The 25,347-nt window shown below is 29.4% G+C and carries 25 protein-coding genes and 1 riboswitch; of the genes, 19 read left to right on the top strand and 6 right to left on the bottom strand.

Annotated elements, in window-relative coordinates; genetic code table 11:
* The first annotated feature begins 1 nt into the window (after position 1).
* From CUEA01_RS12335 to CUEA01_RS12275, 13 genes are all read left to right on the top strand, one after another.
* Entirely contained in the window at positions 2 to 754 is a 753-nt protein-coding gene (locus CUEA01_RS12335) for a hypothetical protein (RefSeq protein WP_234121908.1), read from the top strand.
* Between the two features lie 103 nt (positions 755 to 857).
* A riboswitch (purine riboswitch) is annotated at positions 858 to 959 on the top strand.
* Positions 960 to 1,028: 69 nt separating this feature from the next.
* Entirely contained in the window at positions 1,029 to 2,351 is a 1,323-nt protein-coding gene (locus CUEA01_RS12330; RefSeq protein WP_234121907.1) for a nucleobase:cation symporter-2 family protein, read from the top strand.
* A 2-nt stretch (positions 2,352 to 2,353) separates the two neighbouring features.
* On the top strand, positions 2,354 to 2,926 hold the full coding sequence (locus CUEA01_RS12325; RefSeq protein WP_234121906.1) for a xanthine phosphoribosyltransferase: 573 nt from the start codon (positions 2,354 to 2,356) through the stop codon (positions 2,924 to 2,926).
* A 913-nt stretch (positions 2,927 to 3,839) separates the two neighbouring features.
* Positions 3,840 to 4,334 (top strand): thiol peroxidase, encoded by a 495-nt coding sequence (tpx, locus tag CUEA01_RS12320; protein ID WP_234121905.1) that lies wholly within the window; start codon positions 3,840 to 3,842, stop codon positions 4,332 to 4,334.
* 184 nt (positions 4,335 to 4,518) lie between these two features.
* Positions 4,519 to 4,881 (top strand): GNAT family N-acetyltransferase, encoded by a 363-nt coding sequence (locus CUEA01_RS12315; protein WP_234121904.1) that lies wholly within the window; start codon positions 4,519 to 4,521, stop codon positions 4,879 to 4,881.
* Positions 4,882 to 5,123: 242 nt separating this feature from the next.
* A complete protein-coding gene (locus tag CUEA01_RS12310; RefSeq protein WP_234121903.1) occupies positions 5,124 to 6,308 on the top strand; it encodes a sensor histidine kinase in 1,185 nt (394 codons plus the stop codon).
* On the top strand, positions 6,295 to 6,951 hold the full coding sequence (locus tag CUEA01_RS12305; RefSeq protein ID WP_234121902.1) for a response regulator transcription factor: 657 nt from the start codon (positions 6,295 to 6,297) through the stop codon (positions 6,949 to 6,951). The genes CUEA01_RS12310 and CUEA01_RS12305 overlap by 14 nt, the downstream gene beginning before the upstream one ends.
* A 96-nt stretch (positions 6,952 to 7,047) precedes the next feature.
* Positions 7,048 to 7,989, top strand: coding sequence for an ABC transporter ATP-binding protein (locus tag CUEA01_RS12300; protein ID WP_234121901.1), 942 nt, complete (start codon positions 7,048 to 7,050; stop codon positions 7,987 to 7,989).
* 12 nt (positions 7,990 to 8,001) lie between these two features.
* The gene (locus CUEA01_RS12295) at positions 8,002 to 9,150 is read left to right on the top strand and encodes an ABC transporter permease (RefSeq protein ID WP_234121900.1); all 1,149 of its coding nucleotides are present in this window, start codon (positions 8,002 to 8,004) and stop codon (positions 9,148 to 9,150) included.
* A 1-nt stretch (position 9,151) separates the two neighbouring features.
* Positions 9,152 to 10,237, top strand: a complete 1,086-nt coding sequence (locus CUEA01_RS12290; protein ID WP_234121899.1) for an ABC transporter permease — start codon at positions 9,152 to 9,154, stop codon at positions 10,235 to 10,237.
* 184 nt (positions 10,238 to 10,421) lie between these two features.
* Complete coding sequence (locus CUEA01_RS12285) at positions 10,422 to 10,976, top strand: ECF-type riboflavin transporter substrate-binding protein (RefSeq protein ID WP_234121898.1); 555 nt, start codon at positions 10,422 to 10,424, stop codon at positions 10,974 to 10,976.
* 432 nt (positions 10,977 to 11,408) lie between these two features.
* The gene (locus CUEA01_RS12280; RefSeq protein ID WP_234121897.1) at positions 11,409 to 13,115 is read left to right on the top strand and encodes an ABC transporter ATP-binding protein; all 1,707 of its coding nucleotides are present in this window, start codon (positions 11,409 to 11,411) and stop codon (positions 13,113 to 13,115) included.
* Entirely contained in the window at positions 13,112 to 13,942 is an 831-nt protein-coding gene (locus CUEA01_RS12275) for an energy-coupling factor transporter transmembrane component T family protein (RefSeq protein ID WP_234121896.1), read from the top strand. Before CUEA01_RS12280 ends, CUEA01_RS12275 begins: the two co-directional genes overlap by 4 nt.
* A gap of 291 nt (positions 13,943 to 14,233) precedes the next feature.
* Here CUEA01_RS12275 and CUEA01_RS12270 read toward each other — a convergent pair whose 3' ends face one another.
* The 6 genes from CUEA01_RS12270 to CUEA01_RS12245 form a co-directional block, all read right to left on the bottom strand.
* Entirely contained in the window at positions 14,234 to 15,586 is a 1,353-nt protein-coding gene (locus CUEA01_RS12270) for an FtsW/RodA/SpoVE family cell cycle protein (protein ID WP_234121895.1), read from the bottom strand.
* Positions 15,577 to 15,918, bottom strand: a complete 342-nt coding sequence (locus CUEA01_RS12265) for a PadR family transcriptional regulator (protein ID WP_234121894.1) — start codon at positions 15,916 to 15,918, stop codon at positions 15,577 to 15,579. The genes CUEA01_RS12270 and CUEA01_RS12265 overlap by 10 nt, the downstream gene beginning before the upstream one ends.
* Before the next feature lie 584 nt (positions 15,919 to 16,502).
* A complete protein-coding gene (locus CUEA01_RS12260) occupies positions 16,503 to 17,651 on the bottom strand; it encodes a hypothetical protein (protein WP_234121893.1) in 1,149 nt (382 codons plus the stop codon).
* Positions 17,652 to 17,825: 174 nt separating this feature from the next.
* Positions 17,826 to 17,987: a rubredoxin gene (gene rd, locus CUEA01_RS12255; protein ID WP_234121892.1), complete on the bottom strand. Its 162-nt coding sequence runs from the start codon at positions 17,985 to 17,987 to the stop codon at positions 17,826 to 17,828.
* 26 nt (positions 17,988 to 18,013) lie between these two features.
* Entirely contained in the window at positions 18,014 to 18,244 is a 231-nt protein-coding gene (locus CUEA01_RS12250) for a glutaredoxin family protein (protein ID WP_234121891.1), read from the bottom strand.
* A gap of 13 nt (positions 18,245 to 18,257) precedes the next feature.
* Positions 18,258 to 19,190 (bottom strand): NAD(P)/FAD-dependent oxidoreductase, encoded by a 933-nt coding sequence (locus CUEA01_RS12245; protein WP_234121890.1) that lies wholly within the window; start codon positions 19,188 to 19,190, stop codon positions 18,258 to 18,260.
* A 198-nt stretch (positions 19,191 to 19,388) separates the two neighbouring features.
* Here CUEA01_RS12245 and CUEA01_RS12240 point away from each other — a divergent pair, with 198 nt between their 5' ends.
* The 6 genes from CUEA01_RS12240 to CUEA01_RS12215 all read left to right on the top strand — a co-directional run bounded on the left by CUEA01_RS12240 (position 19,389) and on the right by CUEA01_RS12215 (position 25,155).
* Positions 19,389 to 20,504 (top strand): CapA family protein, encoded by a 1,116-nt coding sequence (locus tag CUEA01_RS12240; RefSeq protein WP_234121889.1) that lies wholly within the window; start codon positions 19,389 to 19,391, stop codon positions 20,502 to 20,504.
* A gap of 122 nt (positions 20,505 to 20,626) precedes the next feature.
* Positions 20,627 to 21,319: a DUF624 domain-containing protein gene (locus CUEA01_RS12235; protein ID WP_234121888.1), complete on the top strand. Its 693-nt coding sequence runs from the start codon at positions 20,627 to 20,629 to the stop codon at positions 21,317 to 21,319.
* A 329-nt stretch (positions 21,320 to 21,648) separates the two neighbouring features.
* Complete coding sequence (locus tag CUEA01_RS12230; protein ID WP_234121887.1) at positions 21,649 to 22,806, top strand: ROK family transcriptional regulator; 1,158 nt, start codon at positions 21,649 to 21,651, stop codon at positions 22,804 to 22,806.
* Positions 22,793 to 22,963, top strand: coding sequence for a hypothetical protein (locus CUEA01_RS12225; RefSeq protein ID WP_234121886.1), 171 nt, complete (start codon positions 22,793 to 22,795; stop codon positions 22,961 to 22,963). The genes CUEA01_RS12230 and CUEA01_RS12225 overlap by 14 nt, the downstream gene beginning before the upstream one ends.
* Entirely contained in the window at positions 22,941 to 23,822 is an 882-nt protein-coding gene (locus tag CUEA01_RS12220; RefSeq protein WP_234121885.1) for an ROK family protein, read from the top strand. Before CUEA01_RS12225 ends, CUEA01_RS12220 begins: the two co-directional genes overlap by 23 nt.
* A gap of 271 nt (positions 23,823 to 24,093) precedes the next feature.
* On the top strand, positions 24,094 to 25,155 hold the full coding sequence (locus tag CUEA01_RS12215; RefSeq protein ID WP_234121884.1) for a PTS transporter subunit IIC: 1,062 nt from the start codon (positions 24,094 to 24,096) through the stop codon (positions 25,153 to 25,155).
* Positions 25,156 to 25,347 lie beyond the last annotated feature (192 nt).

The following is a 25,347-nucleotide window of genomic DNA, read 5'->3' as shown; positions in this document are numbered from 1 at the left end:
TATGAAATTAAAATTTGAAAAAGCAACATTTGAATATACTTGTAAATCAATTTCAGAATTTTTTGGTGAAGGGGCGATGGAAGATTTTCAAGAATATATTTGCGAAGTTTATCCGTCAATCATTTTAAATGAGATTAAAAGGTTAAACGGTGCTGAAAAGGAAAGTTATATAAAAAACAAAATAAGAGGAATATATGATAAAGAAAAAAGTATCATGGTTGAAAAGGCTAGAGAATATCAGGAGAAATGGGACGAACACGGCATTGAGATTGTAAATTGCTTTAGCGAGATTTTGGGTTATGACGCTAATAATGTTATGAATGAAATTAAAGTGAGGGTTGGAATTAATCCTATATGTCCAAGATATCTAGAGGAAGGTGAATTTGATACCTATTATAAATTAAATTCAAAGCAAAATATTACTAATTGTATACATGAACTTACACATTTTGTTTGGTTTGATTGCTGGAAGAAAACTTTTAAAGATTATAAAGAGGAGTCATTTGAGCACCCCAATATAGTTTGGATTTTTAGCGAAATTGCAATTGATCCAATTTTAAGGGATGATAGGATTAAAAAGTTTTGCTCTTTGGAAAAGCCAGCCTACGAATGTTTTTATGGAATTCAAATAGAAGATAAAAATATGATAGAAGAAATAAGAAAGCTGTATAAGAATAACTCTATTGAGGCTTTTATGAAAAAAGGAATAAAGTATTGTAATTTACATGAAAATATTTTGAAAAAATATATTTAGCCAATTATAAAATGGAGCTGTTGCACAAAGCTTAATTTGCAAATAAATTTTGGCACAGCTTTATTTTTATAGGATTTTTTGTGAAAATATGATACAATTTTAAAGTAAATTTATACATAAAACTCGTATATAATCGGTAATATGGTCCGAATGTTTCTACCTGCTAACCGTAAATAAGCAGACTACGAGGTAGTATTTGGAGTAATAATATCATTTTATCAAATATACCTCATAGATGTGAGGTATATTTTTTTTTAGTTTAAAGGAGGTCAATATGGAAGTTAGAAACGAAAGCCATGAGGAAATGGAATTGAGTTATGGGGTAGATGATAAGCCAAAGCTATTATCTCAAATTTTATTAGGATTCCAACATATTTTTGCTGCATTTGGTGGGATTATACTTGTACCCATAATGATAGCATCTTCATTAAAATTTAGTCCAGCTATGTCTACTGCTTTAATAAGTTCGGCTATTCTTGTAGCTGGAATTGCTACATTTATACAATCAAGAGGTATAGGGCCAGTTGGAGCAAGAGTAGCTTGTATTATGGGAACTGACATTACGTTTGTTGCACCAGCTATAGTTATAGGCAAAAAATTTGGAATTCAAGGTATATTAGGGGCAACAATTTTGGGTGGTTTTATGGTTATTATATTAAGCTTTTTTATAAAATACATAATGAAACTTTTTCCTGAATTAATAACCGGAATAGTAGTTTGTCTTATAGGTCTTACATTGATTCCAGTTTCAATAGACTGGGCAGCTGGCGGATCAGGAGCTCATGATTACGGAAGTTTAAGAAATATAGGAATTGCTTTAATTGTTACTGTGGTTACTTTACTATTAAATCATTATGGTAAGGGACTTTTAAGTAGTGCATCAATTTTAATTGGAATGATAGTTGGTTATGTTATTTGTATAGCATTTGGAATGGTTGATTTTGCATCGGTTTCAAAGGCAAGCGTTATGACTTTGCCTAGAGTTTTTAACTATGGGGTTAACTTTAAATTGGATGTTCTATTGCCGTTTATTCCAGCTTATTTTGTTTCTGTAATAAGCACAGTTGGTAATCTTAGAGCAATTAATGAGATATCAGGAATAGAAAATGGTGATGATAGAATTTCAAGAGGTGTACTTTCAGACGGAATTGGAAGCGTAATTGCAGGAGTATTTGGAACAATGCCAAACACTTCATTTAGCCAAAATGTAGGATTAATTCCGCTTACAAAGGTTGCAAGTAGGTTTGTTACTATGATGGCGGGAATAATACTTGTTGTTTTGGGGTTATTTCCTAAATTTGCAGCTATTATAAATGTAATGCCACAGCCTGTACTTGGTGGTGTTGGAATTGTTATGTTTGGAACAGTTGCTGCTGCTGGAATACAAACTTTAAGCCGCGTTAAATTGGACAACAGAAATATACTTATAATAGCAGTATCAATTGGACTAGGGTTAGGTGTTACATTTAGACCTGAAATTTTATCTAATCTACCAGAAGGTTTAAAAATGATTTTCTCATCTGGAATTTCAACTGGAACTATTGTGGCACTTATACTAAATCTTATACTAAGAAAACAAAAGAATGCGAGGTGCTAGTTATGGAAGAATTGCGTAAAAGAATATTAGAAGAGGGACATGCACTTAATAAGGATGTATTAAAAGTAGATTCATTTTTAAATCATAAAGTGGATACAAAACTAATGTATGAGATAGGTACATATTTTAAAAGGTATTTTGAAAATAAAGGTATTACAAAAATTTTTACTATTGAAAGTTCGGGAATTGCACCAGCTGCTATGACAGCTTTGCAAATGAATATACCTATGGTTATATTAAAAAAGCAGCCATCAAAGGTATTAAATTTAGATGTGTGTCAAACTACTGTTCACTCGTTTACTAAAAATTCAGATTACGAACTTACTTTATCTAAAAAGTATATATCTGAAGCTGATAAAATACTTTTAATTGATGATTTTTTGGCAAATGGTGAGGCTGCACTAGGCGTAGAAAGATTGGTAGAAGGTATTGGTGCTAAATTAGAAGGAATAGGAATCGTTATTGAAAAATCTTTTCAGCCTGGTCGTAAAATTTTGGAGGAAAAGGGTTATGATATATATTCTTTAGCAAGAATAAGTAAGCTTGATAAAGATGTTATCGAATTTGTTGATTAAGTGATGAATTTTATGTTGATGCAGAATATGTTGGACCATTTAAGGAAGGCTTAGCAAGAGTGTATGTGAGAGGAGCAGGTAATAGTTACTATATAGATAGAACTGGTAAGAAAGTTTTTTAGCCAAATTCTTCTTTTGACAGCATATGCGATTTTGAAAATGGTTTAGCTAAAGTATTATACAATGGTAAAGATGCATACATTGATAAAACAGGAAAAATAATTTGGCAAGAAAATTAAATTTAATATATACCTAAAAAATGGGGCTATCACACTATTTTAATGTGATAGCCTCATTTTCATTTAGGCTATGGTTTAAGTAAGTGTTGATTTTCACACTTATTTAAACCATAGCTTCCTTTAGTAAGTTTAGCTATTTTTAAAATAATGTTGATGTGATGTGTTGGCTTTTTGGACTCTTAGGATTGCTCGTTTATAATTTGCGTAATTTTGACTAGGACAGTCAAAGCCATTTAGGCATCAGGACGATGCATCTAAATGGGTAGCGAATTATAAACGAGCAATTCTTAGAGTCCATTAATACCATAAGCTCATATCAATATTATTTTAAAACATAGCATTTATTTATAATTAAATTAGATAAAGGGAATAATATTTCTGATTTTATTTAGAATATTTTATAAATGCTATTTACAAAACATCACTTTAGTAGTATTATTTATTTAACGACAAATGTTATTAAGTAATAACAAATATTAATTGAATCGAGGTGAGATAGTTTATCTAATTAAATTAAAAATTTATGGGGAAATATTGGTGAAAAATATATAAGCTAAATTAAGTTTAATTATAATAACTATTGATTAAGCACTAATCTCCCAAAACAAAAGATAAATAGAAATATATTTTTACTTGTTTCCCCATAAATAATTTAATTAGATAAACTAATTTATATGAAAGTTAAATTTCAAGGAAATGAAGTTACATTAGTAGGAAATGAAGTAAAGGTTGGAGATAATTTTCCTGACTTTTCAGCTTCAGATAATTCTCTTAAGGAAATATCATTAAAAGATACAAAAGGAGTTAGAGTATTTCTAACAGTTCCATCCTTAGATACACCAGTATGTGATCTTGAGGTAAAAACTTTTAATAAAAGGGCATCAGAAATAGAAGGAGTTACTGTATATACAGTATCTATGGATTTACCTTTTGCACAGAGCCGCTGGTGTGGAGCAGAAGGAGTTAAAAATGTAATTACGCTTTCAGATTATAAAGATAGAGCTTTTGGTAATAATACTGGTACTTATGTAAAAGAACTTGGATTATTAGCAAGAACATCTTTTGTTGTTGATAGCAATAATAAAGTAACTTACGTTGATTATTTAAATGAGATGACAGATTATCCAAATTATGATGAAATTTTAGAAGCCGCTAAAAAGGCAAAGTAATTAAAATCAGAGTACAAGGTATGAATTAAAGCTAGGGGTAACTCGTTGTTATCTCTAGTTTTTTTGTTTTAGGAAAATAAATACATAAATTCACAAATATTTAAAGGAATATTTATCATATATATAGAATAAAATTAATTAAATTTGATAAACTAAATAAATATAAAGAATGGAGTGATTTGAATTGTACAATATCAAAATGGCAAATTTGAATGACGAAAATAAGCTTATAAATTTAGTTAAACCGAAGTTGTTAAATGAAAAAAATGATAAAAATGCTAAGAATATATTAGATGAATTCCTTAATAATAATAAATTTAGGGTTTTTGTGCTTAGAGAAGATGAGGCACTAAAAGGTTTTTGCAGTATTGAAATCAAAGCGGCATCAGATGGTAATAAGGGAGAATCAGCAGAAGTTGTTATGCTAAATGTTGCTGGTGATTCAAAAGAAAAAAGTTATAAAAAGATGTTAATGGAATATATTGAAGATTATTTAAAGCAGATAGGTATTAGAGGAATGTATTCAAAGCTATGGAGAATTGCATAATGCAAATATTATATGTTAAGTAACCGTATTCAAATAAAAATGAATATGCATAAATTGCAGAGTTTTAATTTTCTCTGCAATTTTTTTGCATATATAGATATACCAGCTCAACTATTAAAACTAATGTGCACCAAAATGCCTAGAAGACGGCGTTTTGGTACAAATAAATTTTAAGTTTTACAATGGTATATATTTAATTCATGATATAATATTTATAGTATTAATTTGAATGTGGAGGAAATATGGATAGTAGAAAAACGTTTATAATTATGCGATATGTAATTATTTTATTTATGATAATTGGAATAGCCATAAATAATAAAAGTTTCAATAGCCTGATTTTAATTTTCATACTTATACTCATAATAAATAATCAACTTAGGTTTTTTTCATTAGACAAGTCTTGGCAAAGAAAGTTATCACTAGCTGTAGAAATTGCACTTACGATTTTTGCAAATATGTATATTGGAGGATACCTTTTTACATACCTAATTTTGCTTGCCATAGATAGCAATATTCTTTTCAAAAAGTTTGATGCAGCTATTTTTGATGTTTTAATAATTATTGAAGGAATATATTTTTCCATGAATTATAGTCTAAACATGAAGTTTACAAACCTTGGAGTTTCCATATTAATTATTGCTATATTATATTTTACGAGGGATGAAAATGATAAAAAGTTAAAAGCACAAAATCTTTATGATAGACTTAGGATATCAGAAGAAAAATTAAAAATAGCAAATAAAGAATTAGAAATGTATGTATCATCAATTGAAGAAGTAACATTATTAAGAGAAAGAAATAGAATATCAAGAGAAATACATGATAGCGTTGGACATGCACTCTCGACAATGGTAATACAACTTGGAGCTGTAGAAAAAATGATAAAAAAGGATCCAGCTACGGCAGAGCAGCTAACAAAAAACTTAAGAAAATTTACGCAGACAAGTTTAGATGAAGTTAGGATGGCGGTTAGAGAAATTAAGCCTAAGGAATTTGAAGAATACGAAGGTATATTAAACATAGAAGAACTTATAAAGAACTTTAAAAAAATGACAGGTGTAGAGGTGAGATTATCTTTTACTAAGGAAAAGTGGCCATTAAATTCAGATCAATCACTTGTTATTTATAGGATAGTTCAGGAATTTTTATCGAATAGCGTTAGGCATGGAAAAGCAACAATAGTACATATTATTATGGCATTTACTGGGGAAAACCTTGTAATAACTTTAAAAGATAATGGACAAGGATGCGATAAGTTAGTAGAAGGAGTTGGAATTAAAAGTATACGAGAAAGAGCTAAGGAATTAGGCGGTTATTTTGAATATAATAGTAAGAGGAATGAAGGCTTTTTAGTTAAAATACAGATACAAAGGCAAGAAAAGCTTAAAGCATATTCAGGGGGAAGTAGTAATGAGCAAGATTAAAATTATATTGGTAGATGATGAAAAGTTAGTTGTTGATGGTCTTAAAATAATACTTGAAACTTATGAGGATATAGAAGTAGTTAACACAGCTTTGAATGGGGAGGAAGCCTTGAAAGCTTGCAGAGAAAAGGAAGCGGATATAGTTTTAATGGATATAAGAATGCCTAAGTGCGATGGTGTAATGGGTACTAAGCTAATAAAAAAGGAATTTCCAAAAGTAAAGATACTTATTTTAACTACTTTTAATGATGTTCTATATATACATGAGGCACTTAAATATGGTGCATCAGGATATATTTTAAAGGATAGTGATTATGATCTTATCTATGAAGGTATTAAGGCATGTTTTAAAGGTAATATTGTAATTAACCCAGAGGTAGCTTCAAAAATATTAAGTGAAAATGGTGATTATAATAAGAAAAATTCAATTGAAAATATTAAAAAAGATTATGGTTTGAGTGAAAAAGAAGTCAATATAATAGTAGAAGTTGCTAATGGGCTGTCCAATAAGGAAATAGGAGAAAAACTTTTTTTAACAGAAGGTACTATAAAAAATAACATAAGCACAATATTATCCAAGTTGTCACTTAGAGATAGAACTCAACTTACCATATTCGCGTTTAAAAATAATTTAGTTACCTAAGTCATTTTTTTAATTACTATTGAAACTATATGTATTGGTAAAAATAATGTAAAATACAGAGTATAGAGGATAGTGAATTTGTATTGGAGAGATTAGATGGACAATAGTGTTAAAGTAAATAATATTACTAAAAGATTTAATGATAAATTGGTACTTGACAATATTTCTTTTGAAGTAAAAAAGGGAGATATATTTGGATTTATAGGACCTAACGGTGCTGGAAAATCAACTTTAATTAATATAATGACAGGGCTTATAAGACCAAATAGTGGAGATATTGAACTTGGAGGATACTCTATTTTAAAAGATCCAATAAAAGCAAAGGAATTAATAGGACTTGTACCACAGGAGCTAGCTCTTATGGATACTTTTTCTGCTTATGATAATTTAGAGTACTTTGGTGCATTCTATGGGCTCTCGGGAAAACTTTTAAGGGAAAGAATAAAAGAAGTGCTAGAGATTGTTGGATTAACTGATAGAAAAAAGGATAAGATTAAAAAATTTTCTGGTGGAATGAAGAGGAGACTTAATCTTGCAGCAGCCATAATGCACAGACCTAAGATTTTAATAATGGATGAACCTACAGTTGGTGTAGATCCACAATCTAGGAACTGCATTTTTGAATTTATAAATAAGATAAATAGAGAAGAAAAAACCACAGTTATATATACTTCTCATTACATGGAAGAGGTTGAAACTTTATGTAATAACGTGTTTATTTTAGATTTAGGACGTGAAGTTGCATGGGGAACAAAGGCTGAAATTAAGTCTATGGCTAGTATTCATGGAACCATAAGATTTAAAGTTGATGATTTTAGTGAGGAATTTATTTTAAGGATAAAGGAGCTTAATGGAGTAATAGATAGCTATTTTTCCGAGGACACTATTAAAGTACTTATAGATGAAAGAAAATTTAATCTCGAGAATTTACTTAGTATTTCAGCAAAATCAAATAAAAGGATAAGAAGTTTTAATGTTGAAGAAGCCTCACTTGAGGAAGTTTTTTTATCACTTACAGGTAAAAAGTTAAGAGATTAGGAGACTCATAAAATGAAAGTAAGAGCAACAATTATTTTGGCACTTAAGGGTTTTATTGTAAACTGGAAACAAGTAGTACTTGCATATGTTCTATTTCCATTGTTAATGGCAGGTGCAATGGGATATTTTCAAAGAGATAGTTTTGAAGCAGGAGCTCAAATAGATAAAATAAATATAAGTATAGTTGATAATGACAATAGTGTAAGCTCCCGTGAATTTAAAGAACTATTTAAGGTTAAAGGTATTAAGGAACTTTTTAATGTGTCGAACAAGGGTGATTATATAATAAAAATACCAAAAGGATATGAGACTAAACTTCATGAGCTAAAAAACGTAACAATAGAAGTTTATGAAAAAAAGAGAGTTTCTTCTGATGATGAAACAATAATAAAAAAAGTTATAAATGAGTATGGCAAAAGTACTGGAGAAGCTTTGGCAATTTCAAATAAAGTTAGAAAATTAAATAATAGTGAAATTAAAATCATGTATAATAACATCAGTAATAAGATAAATAGTACAAAGGCATTGAAGGATAATATGCTGAAAAGTAAAAGAAATTTGACTTCCTATGAAAACCAAGCGGCAACTTTAATTACATATATGCTGGCAATGATGCTTATGAGTTGTAGTGGTGCACATGCTTTAGACAAAGAAAGCGGTAGGTTTAGAAGATTAATATCATGCCCTATAACTAAAGAAACTTTTTTTAAATTAGATCTTGTTTGCTTTTTTGTTTCAAGTTTGGGTTTTGGAGCAATTTATATATTAACTTTTTTAATTTCAGATTTCGCGTTTAGGGGGGTAAACCCTATTAACTTAATCTTAATATTAATATGCCAAAGTATATTAATAACATCATTTTCCGGGCTTACAATAGCTTTCTTGGGGAAAGAAGCATCGAAGCTTGTGGGTATTGCTTTATTATATTTTCAAATGCTTTTTGGTGGTGCGTTTATGCCAATTAAAGAAGTTACAAATAGCACATATATAGAGTTATGCAAAATTGCACCGGGAAATATCGTATCAGAAGCATATAAAAACAGTATTATTTTTAATACTTTGAGCAGTATATCAAAAGATTTAATTATAATGGTAATAATATCAATTTTTATGTATGCAATATCAATAGCTAAGGTTAGGATAAGATGGGAGGAAGTTTAGAGTGAGGTTCGTATTAATGGTATTTGCAAATAGCAAAAAATATTTTAAAAATTATAAAACCATTTTACTAATGCTTGCCATGCCTATAGCTGTAGCTAGTTTAGTGTGCTTTTTAGATAATAATAGCCAAAAAGATAGCTATGTAAAAGTTGCTATTATAAATTTGGATAGAGGTAAATACGGAAATGAATTAATAAAAGCTTTGGGTGTTAATGATGTTTTTGAAAATAAAGAAAAAGCTATACTTCAATTGAAAGAAGAAAACTATGCAGCAGTATATGAAATACCAAAAGGTTTTTCAGAGGATGTAGGCAAAGAAATAAAACCTATTATAAATTCTTATAAAATTGAGAAGGGAAATAAAACGGAAGTTTTTGAAATAAGTTTAGAAAAATGCATAAATAAAATTTTACAAACTAACATTTTAAAGAAAAATCATATTATTAGAAATGAAAAAGAATTAAATAATAATATTTTCAATGTAGATTATGTTTATAGTAAAGGAACATTTGATAAATCAAATTCCTTCCCAGTGATTACAATTGTTTTCTTAATGTTTATATCATCCAGCGGTTATAGTGCTGATTTATTAAATCTTAGGAAAAGCAGAATTTTGGAAAGGCTTACTTCAACTAGTAACAGGGGGTATGCTATAGTAGGCAGTATTTATACTTCTATGTTTATAGTGCAAGTATCTTTATATCTTCTATCATCTTTAATTATTCAAATAGTATTTAAATATGAATTTTATGATTTTAAAATAATGTTGTTGAATATTGTATTTATGAGTTTTATATCTATAAGCACGGCAATTTTATGTGTGAGAATATTTAAAGAAGCTGCTATATCATCTTTTGTTATTTCATTAATAGGTATGCTCATGTTTTTTATATATGCTTTTGATGAAATATCACCTAAAGAAAATTATATATTAATAATTTTGAAGAAGTTTACGCCGTTTTACTGGATTGCAGATAGTATACAAAAATCTGTAATATTTCCAAATGCACTAATATTAATTTTAATGGCACTTGTACTAATTACAGCTGGAAGTATTAGATATTCTAATTTTGCTAAAGAAGAATAATTAAATAATTTTTTAGGCTCCTAAAACTATATTCATATTAAACCTATATATTTAATTGACAATTGTTAAAATAGGAAGTATACTTTATACAAATATATTTAATATTAGCAATCATTTTTTACGTTATAGTACGAATATTAAATAATAAAAAATTATCAAATGTTTGTATAAGGGGGAAATTACAATGGAAAACAGCAAATTATCAATTAAAACAATTGTTGCTATTGGAATTGGTGCAGCAGTATTTATAATCTTAGGACGTTTTGGTTCCATTCCATCTGGAATTCCAGATACCAATATTGAAACTACCTACGCTTTTCTTTCACTTATGTCAGTTATATTTGGACCAATTGCAGGATTAGTTATAGGTCTTGTTGGACATACTTTAAAGGATGCTATATTCTATGGTTCACCATGGTTTAGCTGGGTAATTTCATCAGGCGTGTTTGGCTTCTTAGTTGGCCTTGCAGGAAAGAAAATCAATATTAGTGAAGGTGAATTTGGGGTAAAGCAAATTATAATTTTTAATGTTACTCAGGTTATTTCAAATGTCATAGCATGGTTCTTGTTAGCGCCGATATTAGACATGGTAATATATGCTGAGCCAGCAAGTAAAGTTTTTGTTCAAGGAGCAATTGCTGGAATATCAAATGCAATCACAGTTGGAATAATTGGTACATTATTGCTTTTTGCTTATGCTAAGACAAGAACAAAAACTGGAAGCTTACAAAAAGAATAGGCTATATTTTAAAAGAATGTTGATATGAGATTATGGCATTAATGGACTCTAAGAATTGCTCGTTTATAATTTGCTACCCATTTAGATGCATCGTCCTGATGCCTAAATGGCTTTGACCGTCCTAGTCAAAATTACGCAAATTATAAACGAGCAATCCTAAGAGTCCATAAAGGTGAGCACATCATATCAACATTCTTTTAAAAATAGCCCAAAATACTAAAGGAAGCTATTTTTTAAATAAGTGTGAAAATCAACACTTATTTAAAAAATAGTGTTTTTAGTTGACTTGCAAGTGCTATCCAAGTAATATTATATTGGATGCACTTGTGTTTTTTTTATTGTTTATCATAACACTTTTATTCTGTTGCAACTAATGGAAAGGCATCTAAATTAATAACAATACTCTACGAATGTATAAAGCAGGTGATATTTATGAAAAAGAAAGTAATTGAATTTGATAATTTTAGTTTTCAATATAAAGCTCAAGCAAAGCCGACTTTACAGGATATAAATTTAACTATATATGAGGGTGAAAAAGTTTTGATAGTTGGTCCTTCTGGTTCTGGGAAAAGTACTTTAACTAATTGCATTAATGGACTTGTACCATTTCATTATCAAGGAACTATAAGTGGTAGCCTAAAAATAATGGGCAAGGAAGCAAAAACAATGAATATAGCTGAGATATCTAAATATTGTGGTACGGTTCTTCAAGATCCTGATAGCCAATTTATAGGTCTTACTGTAGCAGAAGACATTGCTTTCAAGCTTGAAAATGATTGTGTACTTCAAGAGGAAATGATTGACAAGGTTAAAAAGGTTTCTGGCATAGTTGGCATGGATGCTTTTTTAGAAGCAGCACCTCAAAGGCTTTCAGGTGGACAAAAACAGCGTGTAACACTTGCAGGTGTAATGGTTGACGATGTGGATATACTTTTATTTGACGAACCTTTAGCAAACTTAGATCCAGCAACGGGCAAAAGTGCTATGGAATTAATAGATGATTTGCAGAAAAAATCAAATAAAACAATAATTATAATAGAGCATCGTCTTGAAGATGTACTTCACTCAGATATAGATAGAATTATTGTTGTAAATGATGGTGGAATTATTGCGGATATGTCACCGGACGAATTACTAGCAACAAATATTTTAAAACAGTGTGGCATAAGAGAGCCTCTTTACATAACAGCACTAAAATATGCAGGTTGTACAATTACTCCAGATATAAAGCCAAGCAACTTAAATAGTATAAATTTAGAAAACTGTATTGAAAAGTTGAAGGAATGGTATGGAAAATCCAAAGCAGTAGAGGAAAAATATGAAGATAATACGCTTCTTGAACTTGAAAATCTAACTTTTTCTTATAACGGAAAAAAGGACATACTTAGAGATGTATCTTTTAAAATTAAGCAAGGTGAAATGGTTAGTATAGTTGGACGAAATGGTGCGGGAAAATCAACTATATCTAAATTAATTTGTGGACTTTATAAGCCAAGTACAGGGAAAATTTTGTTTGAGGGAAGAGATATATTTGATGATACTATAAAAGAACGTTCAGCCTATATTGGTATGGTAATGCAAAATCCAAATCAAATGATATCAAAGGTCATGATATTTGATGAAGTAGCGTTTGGGCTTAGGGCAAATGGAGTAAAAGAAGAGGAAATAAAGGAAAGAGTACATAAAGCATTACAGGTGTGCGGTTTATATGAGTTTAGGAATTGGCCTATTTCAGCTTTGAGTTTTGGTCAGAAAAAAAGAGTTACTATAGCTTCAATATTAGTTATGAATCCAAAACTAATATTATTAGATGAACCAACAGCTGGACAAGATTTTAAACATTATACAGAAATAATGGAGTTTCTTGTAGAACTAAATAAAAAAGGTATTACAATAGTAATGATTACACATGATATGCATTTAATGCTTGAATATACGAAGCATGCTATAGTTTTATCAGAAGGGTGTAAGCTTGCAGATGATACTTCAGTCAATGTTATAACAAATGAAGAAATAATTGAGGCAGCTAATCTTAAAAAAACCTCTATATTCGAATTGGCACTTAAAACGGAACTTAAGGAGCCTAGGGAATTTGTAAGAAGATTTATTACTTATGATAGGGAGGAAAGAAAAATATGAAAGAAGCTATGCTGTCATACATAAAAAGAGATTCTATTGTACATAAGCTTACAGGAGCTACAAAGTTAGTGTTTTTCATATTTTGGGCACTTGCATCAATGATAACATATGATACAAGATTTTTAATTGCACTACTTGTAGTTAGTTTTGTAATATTTAAAGTTTCAAAAGTAAAATTTAAAGAAATATCTTTTGTATTTTATTTTATATTGTTTTTCTTAGTTATGAATAGTTTATTCATTTTTATATTTGCACCATATCAAGGTGTAAAAATATATGGAACAAGACATAATTTGTTTCATATTATAGGCAGCTATTATTTAACTAGTGAGCAGCTTTTTTATCAGATTAACATTATGATAAAGTATTTTTCCGCAGTTCCAATGGCTATTTTATTTATTGTAACTACTGAGCCTAGTGAATTTGCAGCATCACTTAATAAGCTAGGAATAAGCTATAAAATTGCGTACTCTGTTGCTATAACACTTAGATACATTCCAGACATACAAAATGAATACCACGATATAGCTTTTGCACAGCAGGCAAGAGGAATTGATATGTCTAAGAAAGAAAAGTTTACAAGAAGAATAAAGAACTCTGCTGCCATATTAATGCCACTTATATTTTCAAGTTTAGATAGAATAGAGACAATTAGTTGTGCTATGGAACTTAGATCTTTTGGAAATAATAAAAAACGTACCTGGTATAGAAAAAGAGAATTTACTAAAAGTGACTATTTTGCAATGGGAGTAGCAGTTGTTTTGTTCATAATTTCGCTTTCTCTTAATATTCATAGGGGAAGTAGATTTTATAATCCGTTTATTTAGTGTAGAGAGGAATTAAGGTATTGTATTAATAATTAATTTAGACATAATATAAAATTATTGGAACCATTAAATCAGAGTACAAAGTACAGAGTACAGTTAAGGATGATTTACCTTCCCTTGCGTCAGGTAAATCTTAAACTTAAATATTCTCAGCTTTGCTGAGCACAATATATTGTGCTATTGCGTAAGCAATAAAAAAATAAGTTATAAGATTTTCTGTAGCAAAGCGGAAGAAAATCATCCTTCACTGTACTTTGTACTCTGTACTCCGTACTCTGAATAAGGGTTTTGCTAAACTTTAGATTTCTTATTGTAACGAGAAAACAAGTTTAATTCAAATCTCGGCTCTTTGCTTTGTAAGGAGTTGTGCAGGTTTTTTCGTGCATAGATACTGTTAATAAGACCTATTAATAGCATATTTATTAGTGTAGAAGTTCCAGAGTAACTTATAAATGGTGTTGTTATAGATAAAATAGATGATAAATTTAAATTCAGCAATATAGATTGCAAAAATTCAAATGCAAATAAAGCTGAAATTGATAAAAATAAGGTCTTTCCATAATTGTTTTTAATAAATTTTATCTTAATAAATAGATTTACTAATAAAATTAATACTAGTGAAAAAATTAATATTCCAGCAGCCCATCCAAAAGCGTAAATTATATAACATATAGTAAATGTAGAAGTAATGCTTGGAAGTAGCTTAAATGCTTCAACAGATACTCCTTTTCCAAATAATGTAGCAGATGATAGCAATTCATGAATTTCATAATTTATATAACCTATGTTATCTTTAAATTGATTATAGTTAATGAAGGAGGTAAGTTTATATCTATATTGAACTGAAGTAAATGCGTGGCAAAATAGTGCGAAAAATATTATTAATGAAAAAGCTAGAATGTATTTTTTTGAATATCCTAAATAAACGAGCATTACCAAAAATACTAATGTGAAAAATATGATGTAAGGGAAGTTTTTTGTAAGTAGTATTAAAAAAGCACATAAGGCATATATAGAAACTATTTTAATCTTGTAATATTTAGTTGTACGAAGTTTTGGTAAAATACCACATAACGAAATTATATATAGTATTGTTGCTATAAAAGCTATGTCTAATCTAAAATTAAAAAAAATAAAAAATTTAACACCATTTACTGGAGTGCCAAATGCCAATAAAAAAATTATTAATATGTTAGCGAATACAAATAGTTCTTTTGAGTGAATTTCAATTTTTCTATAGTCGAAAAAATATAAGCCTGCTGCACAAATAATCCCTAAAATATTAGAGATAAATATATGTGCGAAAGAGATATGCGCTAAATTATAAGGTATGTTTTTGCTTATTATAAGTTGAACTAAAATACCGAGAGTTACAAGAATGCAAGTAACAATTAAGGTCCTGTATTCTGGTCTTTTTCTGTAGATTTTATCTAAGTCAAACCCGATTTTTTCACTATCACCCATATGTGCTACAGCTTGCCTTTCTGCTTCTTCTAAACTTGCTCCCTGCATAATGTATTCTTCTTTGATTTCTTCTAGGTGATTGGTTAATTCTTCCTTTATTTCAGAATGAACTTCTTTGCATTTGATTTGAGAACAAACTTCATCAGTGTACTTTTTAAAAGCTGTGTGTTTTATGCCCAACTAAATCCCTCCCACAAAAATTTATCTACTGCACCCTTGTATGCAGTCCATTCTTCTTCCTTTTCAGCCAAATGCTTTAATCCATCTTTTGTAATTCTGTAATATTTCCTTTTTCTTCCCTCAGAACTTTCTTCCCAGTAAGCTTCAACATAATTATCATTTTCAAGTCCATGAAGTATTGGATATAAAGTTCCTTCTTTAAAAGCAAAAATTCCATTAGATTTTTCATCAATTGCTTTTATCATTTCGTAACCATACATAGGTTTTTGCTTTAGTAAGCCTAAAACTAATATTGTAGTACTACCTTTCAAAAGTTCTTTATTTATTTTCATTTTAACCTCCTTATAATACATAGTATATCTAGGTATATATACATAGTAGTCCTAGGTATTTGAAAAGTCAATATTATTTTGCAATAATAAGTGGTTAATAAGTAAAATTTAAACATTAAGAAGCAAAATGTAGTGCAAAATCAAAGAACCTTTGGTAGGCGTACAAAAATGATGTTAGTGAATAGCGGCTCAAAATCCTAAATAAAATTAAGCGGCAAATTTTTTCCTTACACCTACCAAAGGTTCTTTGATTAATCCACTACATTTTTGTTTTACAATATATAATTGTTATTTAACAACTTAATAAAGTAAATTTAATGATTTCAGTAATAAATATTGTTTCTGTGCTACACCAAAATTCCGTAGGCACGAAGGAATTTTTTCATTTAAAATCATGTGCATTGTGAAGTAAGTGTGTTGTAGGATGATTTAAATAAAATTTTATAAATCTTAGGTAAAAAACTTTAAAAGCCTTAGAGGTTTCAATTGTCTGAGCTTGTTTTCAGCGAGTTATTGAAACTTCTTAGGCTTTTAAAGTTTTTTGCCTTAGATTTATTAATTTTATTTAATATCCTGCAATACACTTACTTCACAACTTCTTCTAAGGTGTCGTATATTTTCTCAACACCATCACCCCAATGCGGGTCTTCGGCATATTTTCTATTTATCCAGTGAAAGGCTTCTTTATCATTGGGCCTGTCCTTACATAAATTAATTACAGTTCTGCTTGCTATTTCAGCAGCATCTTTTAAATTTGTGTTATATTCTTGCCAGCTGTGAAAAACATTAAAAGGGTTATTTACAATTTTGCTAGAACTTGAAGCATTAGCTGGAACAAAGCCTTGCTCCTGACCAGTAATTGCAAATAAAACCAAAGGATTTAAATCAAATTCTTTTGCAACGTTTATAAGTGTTGAAAAATAAGGTTCTTTTATCAAAAGTGAGTTCTTGCTAGCTAGGTAGCTTTTTAATTTGTCTTGATTTATTTTTTTATATTTAAAGTATTGTGGTAAATTAGAAGAAATTGCTTTATTTGAAGCAATTTTTTCTTGATTTTTTACAATTGGTTTTGCAGAAGAAATATTGTTAGTGTAAACATTTTTATGAGGTAGATTTTTACTAAAAACGTATTTATATTGAAATAAAAAAGATGCAACCAAAAGGACACAAGCCGCACATTTAACTTTCTTTGAGGTGACAATATGCTTTGCTTTTTCTAATACATTTGTAGATTCAATTTCTAAAGTCTCTTTTAATTCTATAGCATTAGGTTTAATATTTTCAATTGATGTAGTTGCATCGGTCTTTATTACTTCAGCAGCCTTATTTTGAATATCGTACTTTTCTTCAAATTTTAAGTTGAATTTTTTAAGATCCTCTTCTGAAGCCTTATTATCGACATGTGAATTTATCCAATTTAGAATGCTTTCGGAAAAATCATAGGTTCCATCTTGAAAAGAAATGGAGGTATTGAATATATCTATTAGAAATATAGTTCGTCCATCTTTTAGTAAGGTAGTTTTTAATAGTGATTGCCTAATTGTTTCAGCATATTCTTTTTTTATGCCTTCAATGTTTTTATCAAGAACTTGGTTAATTGAAGTGGTTAAAACATGCAACTTTTGTGCAGGAGAATGGTCAGCATATTTTGTTGCAATATACTTTTTAAGAATTATTATATCATCTTTAGATAAAATTTTTTTACTTTCTAATTCTTTAATAAAATTCTCCATTAAATTACCACCCATACTACCATAAAAATCTATAATATAAATATATTCTCCATGAATATACTAAAATCCTCTTAATTGCTAGAAAACAACTATATATTAAAATAACATGGGAAAGATGTATTTTTTTAATGCACCTTTCCCATGTTATTTCATTTTACACTATACTTTAATTTATTACTTTACTTCTTCAAATTGATCTTTTCCAACACCACAAAGTGGGCAAAGCCAATCATCAGGAATGGCTTCAAAAGAAGTTCCAGGAGCTACACCGTTATCTGGATCACCTTCTGCAGGATCATAAATATATCCACATACTACACATACATATTTTTTCATTTTAAATTCCTCCTAAGCTTTATTTGCTATTTATTAAATAAGAGATTATCAATTGCAGGCTTATCAAAACCAACAATTATATTTCCATCTATGTTTATAACAGGAACGCCTCTTTGCTTAGATAAATTAATCATTTCTTCTTGAGCTTCCATATTTTCTTGAACATTTAAATCTTCAAAAGCAATATCCTTTGATTTTAAATACTCCTTAGCCTTTTTGCACCAAGGACAAGATGTTGTAGAATAAACTTTAACCATAATAAATTCCTCCTTAATATTGTAATCCATTTATATATTTTTCAGCCGCTAATGCAGCTATAGATCCGTCGTTAACGGCTGTTGTTAATTGCCTAATATCTTTATACCTTACATCACCAGCAGCAAAGACTCCTTTTATATTTGTTTCTAAATTTTCATTTGTTTTTATATGCCCTGAACTAGTCAAATTTATATAATCTTTGAATAGTGCTGTTGTAGGTTTAGTGCCAATATATACAAATATACCATCGGCCTTTAAAGAGCCATTTTCACCAGTTTCTGTATTTTCAAATAAAATATCTTTAATTGAATTTTCACCAAGTACATGCTTGATTTCTGTATTTAACATTAGTTTTACATTTTTGTTTTCAAATAGTTTGTTTACTGTTATTTTTTCAGCTTTTAAATTAGCCGAATGATGAACTAATGTGATATTTTTAGCATATTTAGTTAAAAATATTGCTGCATTTATAGCAGAATTTCCACCGCCAACTACGACTAAATCTTTTCCACCATACATTGGTCCATCACATAGTTCGCAATAATGTATGCACTTTCCATGTAGAATATTTTCTTCAGGAACTGGAAGTGGTCTACTTTTTGAACCAGTTGCAATAATTACAGCCTTGGGCTTATAAATAAAATCGTCTGTTTCTATTATTTTTTCAGTGTCGGTTAATTTTATTGAATTTATATTTCCAAATTCATCGATTTTTGCACCAGATTTAACTGCATGATCTTGCATTTTATCAGCTAAATCAGAACCAGAAATTGAAGTAAAACCAGGAAAGTTTTCAATCCATGGACTTTCACGTATTTGACCACCTACAAGCTCGTTTTCAAGAATCATTAAGTCTAAGTTTGATCTAGAACCATAAATACCTGCCGTAAGCCCAGCTGGTCCGGCGCCAATTATTATTAAATCAAGTTTTTTTTCAGTTTTCATAAATATCAATCCTCATTACTAATTTTATAGATAATTCATATTATTTAATAATTGTTATTTCTTAATTATTAGTATACTACTAATTTAGAAATAATCAATAGCCTTTAGTATTTTTTTTTATATTTGTTTACAATGCTATTATATATAGTATAGAATTAAATTAGCTGAACTATACATATAAGAGTGAGGGAAGTTTTAATGAAAGATGGAAATAAAGCCTCAAAAATATTTATCTATATAGCTTTGTGCGCAGTATCTATAATGATTATGACATTTTTTTCGTATAAATCAGGATATCTTAATAAAATTAGTATAGTATCCAAGAATTCTAAAAGTACTAAAAATATTATTAAGAAAGGTACTGTGAAGAAAAATATGGAGACAGATGTAGTTTTGACTAGTGCTGGCGATTGTACAATAGGTACAGACCCAAGGTTAGACGAATCGACATCTCTTATAACAATAGTCCGAAATCATAATAATGATTATTCATATTTATTTAAGAATGCATATAATTTGTTTAGTAAGGACGATATTACTACAGTAAATCTTGAATCCACTTTTACAAATTCAAATGTTAAAGCTAATAAAACTTATGCTTTTAAAGCACCACCGGAGTTTGCCGAAGCTTTAAAGGATGGTTCAATTGAAGGTGTAAATTTAGCTAATAATCATACAATGGATTATTATGAGAAAGGCTTCAATGATACTTTAGAGGCTTTAAAAAAGTATAATATAAGTTATTTTGGTATGGATAATAAGTGGATAAAGGATGTTAAAGGTGTAAAAATAGGATTTTTAGGCTATGAGGGTTTTGAATATAATAATGAAGTAAAAAATAAAATAAAATCTGATATAAGTGAATTAAAAAATAGTGGTTGTGCTGCAGTTGTTATAAATTTTCACTGGGGAATTGAAAGAAGTTATTATCCTAATTCAGTTCAAAAAGCTTTAGCACATTATGCAATTGACCAAGGAGCTGATTTAATCGTCGGGCATCATCCTCATGTAATTCAAGGTATTGAACAATATAAGGGGAAAATAATAAGTTACAGCTTGGGAAATTTTTGCTTTGGTGGAAACTCCAATCCGACGGATAAGGAAACCTTTGTACTTCAAACTAAGTTTTATTTTAAAAATGGAGCGCTTTTAAAGTATAATGTGAGGGCGGTACCTTTTAGAATTTCATCTGTTAATAGCAGCAATGATTATTGTCCTACACCTTTAAATGGTTCAGATAAAGAAAATGTCATTAATAAAATTAATAATTTATCAAAAGGCTTTGGGTTTAACATAAAAGATTCATTTGATTAAAAATATCCCGACATACTAAAGGAAGCTATGTTTTAAATAAGTGTGAAAATCAATACTTATTTAAAACATGCCAATTAAAAATACTTATTTTAAATTAAAAAATATTACGTGGGTGGTGGAATATGACAAATAATGATTTACAAGAGAGTAGATTTTATGTTATGGGGAGTTATTTATGGGTATTTCTTGTTAGTAGCATATGGTTTTTAGTTTTTAATATACCAGTTTTATTAGCTATATTAGTACAAGCTGCCTTTAAAAATGGTTTGTTTGAAATCGTATTACTAGTGGTGTCAATTTTTATTGGACCAAACTTAATAGCACTGTTTTATACGGTTAATAAAGCCCGTAGAAGCGAAAATATAATGGAAAATATAAGTAAAAATTATTTGAAAGGATATAAAAATAATTTTTTTGAAGGTATGTTTTATTGGGTATTTTATTTAGCAATATTTTTAATTTTTAATTTTAATAGGTTATATTTTTTAAAATTAGGTGGTTCTATAAAGAATGTTTCATACATATTTAATGTGCTTCAAATTATTTTAGTATCCGTAGCTATTATGAATTTTGTTATAATATCAAGATTTTATCTAAGTATAAAAAATGCATTAAAAATATCTATTTATGAATCTTTTAAAAATATTGGTGTGTTTTTAAAGATACTAGGGGTTGTTGTTATATATGGATTCTTATACAAGTATTTAGGAAATTCTATGCTTATACTTATAAGCTTTGTAGCATATGCAATTATTATATTGCTTCAGCCAGTGCTGGAAGATGTTCAAAGTAGATTCACAAATAAAAATCAATAATTTGTACGAGCATGCAAAAAACATAGGTATTCTTTTTTATGAGCCGCTCATAAGGTTTTAGGTGCGGTATAGTAAAATTTAAAGGATACCTTTCTTTATGTACGCCTGTAGTGTAATAATCACATGCGTATATCTTTTGTGATAACTTGAAAAATGAATACGTTTTCATAGTTAAAACAACAAAAAATTAGGTTTTGAGGAGTTGCTTTGTAAAATATATTTATGAAGCTAGGAAAGTGTGATAATATATGAATGTAAGATTTTAAGGAAATAAAAGAATAATTAGAATCAATTATAAATAAAATGTAATTTATGAGGTATGGTGAGTTATGTCTAGTATAGCAAGAAATCAAACTAAGGAAAGAATATTAAGTTTAATTTACAGAAAGAAACAATTAACTAAACAGGATATTGCAAAGGAAATGAATGTAAGTATACCTACTGTAATATCTAATGTAAATGAGCTTTTACAAGAAGAAATTGTTGAAGAAAGCGGGGTAGCCGATTCAACTGGTGGGAGGAAACCAGTAATTGTAACCTTTTTGCCAAATAGTAGGTTCACCTTTGGCGTTGATATAAATCCAGAAAAAGCTAGAGTTATATTAACAAATTTAGATCTCAATATCAAATATGATGAAGAATTCCTCATTAGTGGTTTAAAGGACATGGATACTATAATGAAGGAAGTTGCAAAAATAATTGAAAATGCTCTTAAAGTTACTGGTGTTGAAAGAAATAAGATTCTTGGAATAGGATTTTCACTGCCTGGAACTGTTAATGAAGAAAAGCTTCTATTGGAGTTAGCGCCTAACATAGGAGTAAGAAATGTAGATTTTAAAAAGTTTGAAGGATATTTTAATATGCCTATGTTTATTGAAAATGAAGCCAATGCAGCGGCACTTGCTGAACTCAACGTTGGACTAGTAAAGGATAAAGAGGATTTAGTGTATATTTCAATTACTAGTGGAGTTGGTACAGGGATAATAGTTAAAGGACTTCTATATAAAGGTAAAAATAAGAGGGCTGGTGAGTTTGGACATATGACTTTGGTACCAAATGGAAAGCAGTGCGGATGTGGAAGAAAAGGTTGCTGGGAATTGTATGCATCACAAAGAGCATTATTAGAAGGCTTCAATGAAATTAGTAATATGAAGATTAATAATTTGTCTGTATTTTTTCAAGCTTTAAAAGTCGGAGATGAAATTGCGAGAGATCATTTTGATAAATATTTAAATATATTAGCAGCAGGAATACAAAATATAGAACTTGCCTTAGATCCGAGATATATAGTTTTAGGTGGAGAAATAAGTGAGTACTCAGAATTATTTATGGAAGATTTAAAAAAGAAAATCTTTATAGAAAACAGTTTTTATGACAAGAATGATTTAAAGCTTATGGCATCGAAGCTTAAGAAAAACTCCGCTATAATTGGAGCAGCATTATTGCCAATAAAATCAGCTTTTTTTATGAAGGATGAGATATTGTAGAGATGTTAAAGTGAAACCGGATGCATTTGTTATGCATGAAGAAGAATGGGAGCTTTTTCAAAATATAAATTTTATGAGAGAAAATGAAGGGGAAATAACCAGTATAATTAACAAAATTAAAGGTGGGGATTTGAATGAAAAGATATATTGCATTTGATGTTGGTGGAACTAAGATAAAACATGGTATTTTAAACGAAAAGGGAGACATAATTGAAAAGGGAAAATATAATACAAAATATAAGCAGTTAGATGAATTTGTTGATATGATGGAGAAAGTTATAAAACAATATATATCAAAATATGATATTGAAGGTATAGCAATAAGTTTACCTGGATTTATAGATTATAACACGGGTTACTCTGTGAAAGCTGGTGCTATTGAGTGTCTAAACGGAAAGAATTTAAAAGAAATACTTGAAAAAGAATTAAATCTACCAGTTGAAATAGAAAATGATGCAAATTGTGCAGGGCTTGCAGAAAAATTTAATGGAAATGCAGTTGGGTGTAATGACTTTATATGTATGACTGTAGGTACTGGAATTGGAGGAGCTGTCATTGTAGATGGTAACATAGTTCATGGACACGGTTTTAGAGGCGGAGAACTTGGATTTATGATAAACAATGATGATAAGTTAATGATGAATGAAAATTCTTCTACTGGAACACTTGTGAGGGAATATAAGAAATATAAAAAAATGGATGAGGAATGTTTAGTAGAAGGATATGAGGTCTTTAAAGAAGCAGAGAAAGATGAAAATGTTAATAAAATGATTGAAAATTTGTTTGATAGAATTAGCAGGGGAATATTTAATTTAGCAGTTATACTAGATCCTGAAAAAATACTTTTAGGTGGAGGTATAAGTGAAAGGGAAGGCTTCATTGAAAAGATTGAGGAAAAGTTATACGGATACAAAGAATGGGAAAATGTTAAAGTTGATATAGGCTTGTGCAAGCATGGAAATGATGCGGGATTAATAGGGGCGGTATATAACTTTATAAAGAGACATGGTAAATAAAAAAGAGGAGAAGTAATAGCTTCTCTTTTTTTGTATACTAAAACTCATAGTGCTTGTAAGGATATACTATTGTGAAACTTAAAATTCATTTATAATAGTTGAGATGTTATATCTATAGTAAAAAGTCAATATAAAACGTTTTTATTTTTTAAAAAGTATATGTATACAATTTCAAATTAATTAATTCACAAAAAATAAATAAAATACTATACCAAATAAAAAAAAAGATTTAATATCTAAATACGCTAAGTTCTTGAGGAGATGAGTAGAAATGGAAGGCGCAAAAGAAATTGAACACCAATATGTTCAAGACGTAGACGGAAAAGACTCCATAAAGGAAATGGCATATAAAGCGGCTGCTGGCATTGCAAATTCAGTACTTGTTATGCTGGGAATAGGACTTTTATGTGAAACCATAGGAAAGTTTATTCACTGGCCTGCATTTGTAGGAATAGGAACCATTGCAAAATCAATGCTTGCACCTGCAATTGGAGCTGGAATAGCATATCAGCTTGAAGGTAATACTCTTATTATATTTAGTGCAATGATTGCGGCTTCAGTTGGAGGAAATGCAGCGCATATTACACCAGCAGGAATTACATTTGTATCAGGACAGCCGATAAGTGCAGTAATAGCAGCTGTTATTGCGGTAATTGTAGGTAAGAAAGTTACGGGAAAAACGAGACTTGATATGATGGCAATACCATTTTCAGCAGTTGTAGTAGGTGGAATCGCTGGACTTGGTCTTGCGGCAGTAACTACGCCTGCATTAAATTGGTTAAGTGCTCAAATTGCATATTCTGTTAAAGTATCACCACTTATTGGTTCAGCCTTAGTATCACTTGCCTGGAGCATACTTTTAATGACGCCAGCATCATCGGCAGCAATAGCAATTGCACTTAAACTTGATCCAGTGTCTAGCGCAGCAGCGCTTATAGGGTGTACGGTTCAATTTGTTGGATTTACAATAATGTCTTTTAGAGAAAATGAAGCAGGTGCAAATATAGCACAAGGGCTTATAACTCCTAAGGTTCAATTTCCTAATATAATAAAGAATCCAAAACTTGTAATACCAACCTTTATAGCATCTTTTGTGTGTGCACCTATAGCAACAGTTTTGTTTAAATTTAGTTCAAGCTATGAGTTAGCAGGACTTGGATTGAATTCGCTTATAGCACCGCTCAATATTGCAGCTACAAAGGGAGTTAAAGGAATTCTAATTTATATTTTTACAGGTATCATTTTACCATCTGCAATAGTTATGCCAATTTATTTTGCAATGAAAAAATCTGGCTTAATAAAATCGGGCGACATGCATATGGAAATACAATAGCATTAGCATAAATATACCAGTTCAACTATTAAAATTCATGTGCACCATAATGCCCGGAAGACGGCATTTTGGTACAAATAAATTTTAAGTTTCACAATGGTATATATTTAAAAAAGGGGCTTACGATAAATATTTTTAGTTTGCGGGGGCAGATGAAGAAATTAAATTTTCATCATTTTTAAACTAAAAAGT

Origin of the sequence: Clostridium hydrogenum (genome assembly GCF_021432385.1) — a bacterium.
Classification (GTDB): domain Bacteria; phylum Bacillota; class Clostridia; order Clostridiales; family Clostridiaceae; genus Clostridium_S; species Clostridium_S hydrogenum.
Note: the sequence above shows the minus strand (reverse complement) of the source record. Positions and strands in the feature narration are given on the sequence as shown.

Excerpts from the sequence above, each read along its gene's own strand:
- CUEA01_RS12305 (WP_234121902.1), top strand. The coding sequence starts at position 6,295 with ATGAGCAAGATTAAAATTATATTGGTAGATGATGAAAAGTTAGTTGTT.
- CUEA01_RS12240 (WP_234121889.1), top strand. The coding sequence starts at position 19,389 with ATGAAAGATGGAAATAAAGCCTCAAAAATATTTATCTATATAGCTTTG.
- CUEA01_RS12220 (WP_234121885.1), top strand. The coding sequence starts at position 22,941 with ATGAAAAGATATATTGCATTTGATGTTGGTGGAACTAAGATAAAACAT.
- CUEA01_RS12260 (WP_234121893.1), bottom strand. The coding sequence starts at position 17,651 with ATGGAGAATTTTATTAAAGAATTAGAAAGTAAAAAAATTTTATCTAAA.
- CUEA01_RS12295 (WP_234121900.1), top strand. The coding sequence starts at position 8,002 with ATGAAAGTAAGAGCAACAATTATTTTGGCACTTAAGGGTTTTATTGTA.
- CUEA01_RS12310 (WP_234121903.1), top strand. The coding sequence starts at position 5,124 with ATGGATAGTAGAAAAACGTTTATAATTATGCGATATGTAATTATTTTA.
- rd (WP_234121892.1), bottom strand. The coding sequence starts at position 17,987 with ATGAAAAAATATGTATGTGTAGTATGTGGATATATTTATGATCCTGCA.
- CUEA01_RS12250 (WP_234121891.1), bottom strand. The coding sequence starts at position 18,244 with ATGGTTAAAGTTTATTCTACAACATCTTGTCCTTGGTGCAAAAAGGCT.
- CUEA01_RS12280 (WP_234121897.1), top strand. The coding sequence starts at position 11,409 with ATGAAAAAGAAAGTAATTGAATTTGATAATTTTAGTTTTCAATATAAA.
- CUEA01_RS12225 (WP_234121886.1), top strand. The coding sequence starts at position 22,793 with ATGAGATATTGTAGAGATGTTAAAGTGAAACCGGATGCATTTGTTATG.
- CUEA01_RS12335 (WP_234121908.1), top strand. The coding sequence starts at position 2 with ATGAAATTAAAATTTGAAAAAGCAACATTTGAATATACTTGTAAATCA.
- CUEA01_RS12230 (WP_234121887.1), top strand. The coding sequence starts at position 21,649 with ATGTCTAGTATAGCAAGAAATCAAACTAAGGAAAGAATATTAAGTTTA.
- CUEA01_RS12300 (WP_234121901.1), top strand. The coding sequence starts at position 7,048 with ATGGACAATAGTGTTAAAGTAAATAATATTACTAAAAGATTTAATGAT.
- CUEA01_RS12235 (WP_234121888.1), top strand. The coding sequence starts at position 20,627 with ATGACAAATAATGATTTACAAGAGAGTAGATTTTATGTTATGGGGAGT.
- CUEA01_RS12285 (WP_234121898.1), top strand. The coding sequence starts at position 10,422 with ATGGAAAACAGCAAATTATCAATTAAAACAATTGTTGCTATTGGAATT.
- CUEA01_RS12330 (WP_234121907.1), top strand. The coding sequence starts at position 1,029 with ATGGAAGTTAGAAACGAAAGCCATGAGGAAATGGAATTGAGTTATGGG.
- CUEA01_RS12245 (WP_234121890.1), bottom strand. The coding sequence starts at position 19,190 with ATGAAAACTGAAAAAAAACTTGATTTAATAATAATTGGCGCCGGACCA.
- CUEA01_RS12265 (WP_234121894.1), bottom strand. The coding sequence starts at position 15,918 with ATGAAAATAAATAAAGAACTTTTGAAAGGTAGTACTACAATATTAGTT.
- CUEA01_RS12325 (WP_234121906.1), top strand. The coding sequence starts at position 2,354 with ATGGAAGAATTGCGTAAAAGAATATTAGAAGAGGGACATGCACTTAAT.
- CUEA01_RS12215 (WP_234121884.1), top strand. The coding sequence starts at position 24,094 with ATGGAAGGCGCAAAAGAAATTGAACACCAATATGTTCAAGACGTAGAC.
- tpx (WP_234121905.1), top strand. The coding sequence starts at position 3,840 with ATGAAAGTTAAATTTCAAGGAAATGAAGTTACATTAGTAGGAAATGAA.
- CUEA01_RS12275 (WP_234121896.1), top strand. The coding sequence starts at position 13,112 with ATGAAAGAAGCTATGCTGTCATACATAAAAAGAGATTCTATTGTACAT.